This window comes from Oleiphilus sp. HI0061, assembly GCF_001635675.1.
Map to the genome: position 1 here is coordinate 1 of NZ_LWFE01000577.1, position 4,553 is coordinate 4,553.

General features: G+C 47.9%; 6 protein-coding genes. 1 reads left to right on the plus strand and 5 read right to left on the minus strand.

The window, feature by feature from the left end; all coding sequences use genetic code 11:
• From A3735_RS07545 to A3735_RS07565, 5 genes are all read right to left on the minus strand, one after another.
• Positions 1–1,635, minus strand: a 1,635-nt coding sequence (locus A3735_RS07545; protein ID WP_156499505.1) for a TonB-dependent siderophore receptor, incomplete at its 3' end; no start/stop codon positions are given.
• Positions 1,636–1,644: 9 nt separating this feature from the next.
• A complete protein-coding gene (locus tag A3735_RS07550) occupies positions 1,645–2,514 on the minus strand; it encodes an energy transducer TonB (RefSeq protein WP_068513311.1) in 870 nt (289 codons plus the stop codon).
• Positions 2,511–2,906, minus strand: a complete 396-nt coding sequence (locus A3735_RS07555; protein WP_068513307.1) for a biopolymer transporter ExbD — start codon at positions 2,904–2,906, stop codon at positions 2,511–2,513. Before A3735_RS07555 ends, A3735_RS07550 begins: the two co-directional genes overlap by 4 nt.
• Entirely contained in the window at positions 2,903–3,298 is a 396-nt protein-coding gene (locus tag A3735_RS07560; RefSeq protein WP_068513304.1) for a biopolymer transporter ExbD, read from the minus strand. The genes A3735_RS07555 and A3735_RS07560 overlap by 4 nt, the downstream gene beginning before the upstream one ends.
• Complete coding sequence (locus tag A3735_RS07565) at positions 3,288–4,013, minus strand: MotA/TolQ/ExbB proton channel family protein (RefSeq protein ID WP_068513301.1); 726 nt, start codon at positions 4,011–4,013, stop codon at positions 3,288–3,290. Before A3735_RS07565 ends, A3735_RS07560 begins: the two co-directional genes overlap by 11 nt.
• Positions 4,014–4,195: 182 nt before the next feature.
• Here A3735_RS07565 and A3735_RS07570 point away from each other — a divergent pair.
• On the plus strand, positions 4,196–4,553 hold a 358-nt coding region (locus A3735_RS07570), incomplete at its 3' end, for a hypothetical protein (RefSeq protein WP_156499506.1).

Genomic DNA, 4,553 nt, shown 5'->3' on the forward strand with positions numbered 1-4,553 from the left:
GCTGGCACCGATATGGCCGTTCCAATAGCCACCGTCGTCAGCAAATTCAGTCCACTCACTTTCTAAGGGGCCGCTTCGGCCATCCGGGTCATAGTTTGCGAAGGTGCTGTAGTCGTAATAGTCGTAACGAACGCCACCAAAGGCTGTCCAATTATCACTTAACTCGACGGTATCCATGAAATAGAGCGCAAGGGTTTCAACATTCCAATCTGAGTCTTTATCACCTTGGGCAATATCTCGTTGAATCAATGTATTGAGGTCTGTCGCGGTATTACCATTTTCGTCTGACCAACAATAGCCTTCCCCAACACCACGTCGACCTGAAGTGAAGCAGTTTGAGGCTCCTTCAGAAGTGTAGCTATAGACGCCGTTGATAACCGTTTGGTCGGTATATTCGACACCAATCACGATGTCATGAACTGTCTCGCCGAGTTCTTTTGTAGTCAGAAAATTAAATTGATTGGCAAAATAATCAACGTCTTGCCAGCCTTGATGAGTACTTAACGAAGCAGTTTCAAAGCCATTGGTATCATTCGTAGCATCATCAAGTGTTGGGTAAGCTGTTGTACCTCGGGCTCCTGTCGCAACATAACCATTCTCGGTAATACCGTAGCGAGTCAGATTCACAATGCTCGAAGTTGGGCTAAATTCATAACCAACACGCAGCGTTGCAGTACTGGTTTCAGATTTCAGAAAGTCCTCATCTTGCACATAAGAAGGGATATCTTTAACAGGTTTGCCGGTATCACCATCTATGTAGGTACCTAAGTCCGGGCTATCTTCGCCTCGGAAATGATAGACATCCGCAACGATTTCTAGCTGATCTGTTACCTGGTGAGATAGTGAGATTGCTGCACCTGCGCGATTTCGGTCAGCCGGGTCACGGTCGGGAACATTTTCACCTGACTTAAGCAGGTTAACACGTAGGGCAGTGTCATAATCAATGACCTGGTTGATATCAGCCGTGACGCGGTGGTGCCAATCGGTGCCGATACCGATAGAGCCTTTCGCAAAGTCATACTCGGTGCTTGCACGTTTGGTTGCCGAGTTCACCGCTCCACCTGTTGTGCCGCGCCCTGCAAAGCTCGCGCTAGGGCCTTTACTGATTTCAACTTGCTCAACAGCGAAACTTTCACGAATGGTCATGCCCGGGTCGCGTAAGCCGTCGACGAAGACATCACTGCGCGCTTCATGACCACGAATAACATAGCGGTCACCAAAGGCATTTCCGTTTTCGCCTGTTCCCAGGGTAATGCCAGGCTGACCATCCAAAATAGTGCGCAAGTCACTACGGCCAGACTCGGCGACCTGTGTAGTCGTCACAACATTTATTGTTGCCGGAGTTTCAGCCAGTGTTCTTGTTCGGCGAGGGTCAGAAAGGCGTTCCGCTAGGTAAGGGGAACCTGGTGTCGCATAAGGGTTTGTGTCGGGTGTGACAGACTCTTCAATTTTAAGCTTATCAAGCTTGATGCTTTCTGGAGTGGGCTCTTCAGCGCTTGCCATACCCGTCATTAGAGCACCGGATATCGCCAGGGCTAATGTTCCAGAAGAACGAGTCGTAGAAAAAGTTTTCGGGTTTTGTGCAGTGTGGTTTGTTTCCGAGTCTCGGGCCGGATTATTAATGTTGTGAGACATGATACTTCCTTAAAAAAGCGTGTTGGATGAGTTAAGTGAAAATTCAATCGGCAAGGTAAGGTCGAGACCGTCCTTGCTCAATTCTTCTGGTATCGCTGGAAAGGGGGTAGCTCGTAGCAGCATGTCTAGAGCTTCCTGATCCAGGCGAGGGTCTCCCGAACTTTTTGTAATCCTTGGTCGTTTTAGACGACCATTTGTTTTTAGATAAAAATTAACGTGAACAGTGCCGGTCACGCCTGCTCGGCGGGCACTTCGAGGGTAGCGTTTATGGCGCGCAGCATGGGCGAGAATACGAGAAAGATAAGTTTGCTGAATAGCTGGTTTACCTCCTGTCGTAGTGCTTTTCCCTGTTCCCGTTGCTTTGATAGTTGCTCGACTGTTTTGTTTACTATCAAATATGTCTTCCTGAGTTTTGCTGTCTTCAGCCTGCTTTGTTTCTGCTTGCTTAGTTTCTGGTTGAGTCGTTTCTAGCTTTTTAGCCACCTGCTCAGGAGCAGCAAGCTCGGCTGGCAGATCTGCTTGTTTCTTCTCCAGATCAATTGTTTCGACGGGTGTGGGTTCTTCTATTGTTTCTTCTATTGCTTCAAGCGCTGGTTCGATTTCTGCGACTTCGTCTGGTGTTTGGGCTTCTTTGATATCGACAAGCTCTTCTTGAACTTGCTCGTTGGGTGCTTCTTCACTTGAGGCCGCGGCACTGGTATCCACAAAGCTTCCTGCCAGACCCAAGCCTGCTATTAAACCGTCTTCACCTGCTTGTTGAGCTCCGCTCATGGCAATAGCAGAGGGCGAGCTATAGATGCTATAAGCTAGTGCCAGGGAAAAGTGGAGCGCGATCGCAAAGAGACTTGCTGTTGTTATGTGAGCACTTTTTATCTTCATGGCTGAATCGTCTGAATGCTCAGGCTTTCCATGCCGTAAGTTCGTGCCAGCTTTAGCACCGGGTCTAATGCAGAAGCGGGAAGCTGGCGGTGAATGCGTATACTCAGTTCTGTGATCGTCTGATCAGAAAACACTTTGCTAAGTTCGTCATTAACTTGCTCACCTTCCAGTAAGTATTCTCCATTTGCATGAATTTCCAGTACCAGCGTCTTCGCGTCCACTTTCTGATCATTTTGTGAATTGGGCAATTCCAGGCTCTTGCTTGGCGATTTAATCTGACCGGCCACCATAAAGAAGATCAATAACAAGAAGACGATATTGATCGCAGGGACCATATTGCCGTCCAGGTTAAGGCTATTGTTTTTGGACGCTTCGATATGAATAAGCTTCATCGCGATACCGACTCGGCAAGGTTGAGATTGCTCACGCCCTGAGCACGGCAAAAATCAAGAACAGACACCAAACTTTGGATATCAACTTGGCTGAGTGCCGCAACAATAAGAGAGCTCTGCTGCATCGCAATATCCTTTAAGCCCTCGCTGAGAGCTGCATCGCTAAGTGAGTATTGGGTGCCATTTAATTCGAGCAAATTCCTATCGAGAATCAACAGGCGGTTTTGTTCTGCACTTGAGTGCGCGCCCTGAGATAACTGCCCAAGTTCAATTTGCCGAAATTGACTGAAGCTAGAGGTGAGCATAAAGAACAGTAGCAGGATAAACACCACATCAATGAGTGGGGTTAGGCTGACGAGGTTCTTAGGTTTTGTTTGAACCTTAAGCAACATGAAGAGTCTCGTTCACCATCTTGGTAGGGCTGTCGTTGGTAGGGGTGTTGTTCGCAGAGAACTTAGTGAAGACACGACTTACCGAGTCATTGATGTGATGGGCAACACGCTCGGCTCGACGGTCAAACCAGGCATAAGCTGCCGCAACGGGGATAGCGACGGCTAAGCCAGCGGCTGTGGTGAGCAAGGCTTGCCAGATACCGCCTGAGAGTACAGCGGGGTCGACATTGGATCCGGCTGACTGCATTTGCTGAAAGGCCTCAATCATACCAAGCACGGTTCCCATCAAACCTAGTAATGGGCTTAAGGTGGCAATGACTTCCAATGGCTTCAGCAATCCGCGCAAGTCCATGATGATTTGATTGGCTTGGCGTGTCAGCTCTCGCTCAAGAATGTTTTGATCTTCGTTGGCTAGGTGACCATCCATGGCATGACGAACTAGCTTTGGAATGGCTTGCTTATTGTCTAAGGTATTGAGTGCCTCGTCATAACGGCCTTGTTCCCATGCGGACAAGCTGGCTTCCAACTCTGCACTTTGTTCGACCTTCGCCGAAAAGTACTGCCAACATTTCAACAAAACGATAGACAGGGATATTACCGAAAGGGCAAGAAGAATCCAGACGACTGGGCCACCGATATTCAATAGTTCAATCAGAGGGTCAAGCATATTAGCGTTCAAGTTACTTGCTTGGTTGGGAGTAATTTCGGCTTGCATGTGGGGGGATTCCAAATAAATCATTATTAATAATGCAAATGATAATGATTATCATGAAGCATTGCAATAGAGGTGTTATGACGGGAGAATTATCTGCTGAGGAGCCCCTCGTTGGTCGGCAGGGGGCTCCATGCCCAAATATCAAAAGTTGAATTGTTGTAGTGTTTGTTTAGAATGCTGGCATGACTAAACCCTTGCGTGCTTTATTTCACTACTTCCTGGCCCTTACGATGCTCTTTGCATCGAGCTTTGCCATGTTCCATGCAAGTGAACATCTTCGTTTGGATAATCCCGCGAAGCACGTGGAGAGCAGCTTTGCACCTTACCTGCTAAGTCATGACGATCATGTTCATCATCAGCATTCCAGTGGTTCTCAAGACCATGAGGAGCTTGCTACTGAGCATGCATTTGAGTCTTTGTGTGAAGCTTGTCTGATTGTTTCTTCCCTTACTGGCTGTGTACCGAGTGATGTCTTTTCCGGTTTAGTCTCTGTAGGCCTTAGCTATAAACGGCCCGGTCAGCAGGATGAATCAAACCATA

Excerpts from the sequence above, each read along its gene's own strand:
- A3735_RS07550 (WP_068513311.1), bottom strand. The coding sequence starts at position 2,514 with ATGAAGATAAAAAGTGCTCACATAACAACAGCAAGTCTCTTTGCGATC.
- A3735_RS07555 (WP_068513307.1), bottom strand. The coding sequence starts at position 2,906 with ATGAAGCTTATTCATATCGAAGCGTCCAAAAACAATAGCCTTAACCTG.
- A3735_RS07560 (WP_068513304.1), bottom strand. The coding sequence starts at position 3,298 with ATGTTGCTTAAGGTTCAAACAAAACCTAAGAACCTCGTCAGCCTAACC.
- A3735_RS07565 (WP_068513301.1), bottom strand. The coding sequence starts at position 4,013 with ATGCAAGCCGAAATTACTCCCAACCAAGCAAGTAACTTGAACGCTAAT.